Below are 1,550 nucleotides of genomic sequence, written 5' to 3' on the forward strand. Positions count from 1 at the left end.
ATTCCCCATTCCTGCCATGCTCCTCGGTATAACCAAAGCCAACATTCATCCATAAAAGATTTTGGTTTTAAAGCTTTTACAGCTTCAAAAATAGCATCCAGGCAAACTTTGTGTGTTCCGTGTGGATCGGCTAAATCTCCTGCTGCGTAGATTTGATGCGGTTTTATTTTTTCGATTAAATCCATTGTCAGCTGAATATCTTCCTGTCCGATTGGTTTCTTTTCGATGGTTCCTGTTTCATAAAAAGGCAATTCCATAAAATGAATCTGATCATCATTCAAACCAACAAAATGACTCGTGGCTCTGGCTTCTCCTTTTCGGATTAAACCTTTGATGTAACGCACTTCAGGAATATCAATTTCGCTGTTCTTTTTATTGGTTAAAAAAGTCGCAGCTTTTTGGTAAATATCATCTGCTTCGGCGCTTTTGATTCCGAATTTCTCATTGTAATCAATCACAAATCTTGCAAAACGTAAGGCTTCATCATCAGCAACAGCAATGTTTCCAGAGGTTTGATACGCTACGTGTACCTCGTGACCCTGCTCCTGCAAACGCATGAAAGTTCCTCCCATACTAATGATATCATCATCCGGATGCGGACTAAAAATCAGGACACGTTTTCTGGCAGGTTCTGCTCTTTCTGGACGATTTGCGTCTTCAGCATTTGGTTTTCCGCCTGGCCAGCCCGTAATGGTGTTTTGTAATTTATTGAAAATCTTAATATTGATATCGTACGCCGGACCCGAATCTGCCAATAAATCGCTCATTCCGTTTTCGATATAATCAGCATCGGTCAGCATCAAAATTGGTTTTTTGAGTTGTAAAGCCAATCCTAAAACCGCTTTTCGAACCAATTTGTCCGTCCATTCTACTTGTTCTACCAGCCACGGTTTGTTGATTCTGGTTAGTTTTGATGACGCTTCTTTATCCAAAACAAAAACCGCGTTGTTGTGCTCCTGCAAAAACGAAGCAGGTACGCGATTCGTCACTTCATCTTCAACCGATTTTTTTACAATATTTGATTTTCCTTCGCCCCAGGCCATCAGAATAACTTGTTTGGCCTCCATAATTTTCTTAACGCCAAGTGTAATAGCCGTTCTTGGCGTATTACTCAATCCGAAGAAATCTTTGCTGGCTGCCACTCTTGTAATATGGTCTAAAGCGACTAATCTTGTTTTGGAATTTTGCAGCGAACCCGATTCATTAAAACCGATGTGTCCGTTACCCCCAATTCCTAAAATCTGCAAATCGATTCCGCCCAATGCTTCTATTTTTGCCTCGTAATCGTGACAATAATCTGCAATTTGTTCTTTGGTCAAAAGGCCATCGGGAACGTGATAATTTTCAGGTAAAATATCAACATGATCGAATAATAATTCTTTCATGAAACGAACATAACTATTTATAGAATTAGGTTCCATCGGATAATATTCATCCAGATTAAAACTAATGACGTTCTTAAAACTCAAACCTTCTTCTTTGTGCAAACGCACCAATTCTGCATACAAACCTTTTGGTGATGAACCCGTAGCAAGTCCTAAAATACAAGG

1 protein-coding gene is annotated in these 1,550 nt (G+C 39.6%); it reads right to left on the reverse strand.

Annotated elements, in window-relative coordinates; translation table 11 throughout:
• Nucleotides 1-1,550 (reverse strand): 6-phosphogluconolactonase (locus GON26_RS21465; RefSeq protein ID WP_160376816.1); only part of this gene is annotated, 1,550 nt, incomplete at both ends.

Source organism: Flavobacterium hydrocarbonoxydans (genome assembly GCF_009789235.1).
In the GTDB taxonomy this organism is placed as follows: Bacteria; Bacteroidota; Bacteroidia; order Flavobacteriales; family Flavobacteriaceae; genus Flavobacterium; species Flavobacterium hydrocarbonoxydans.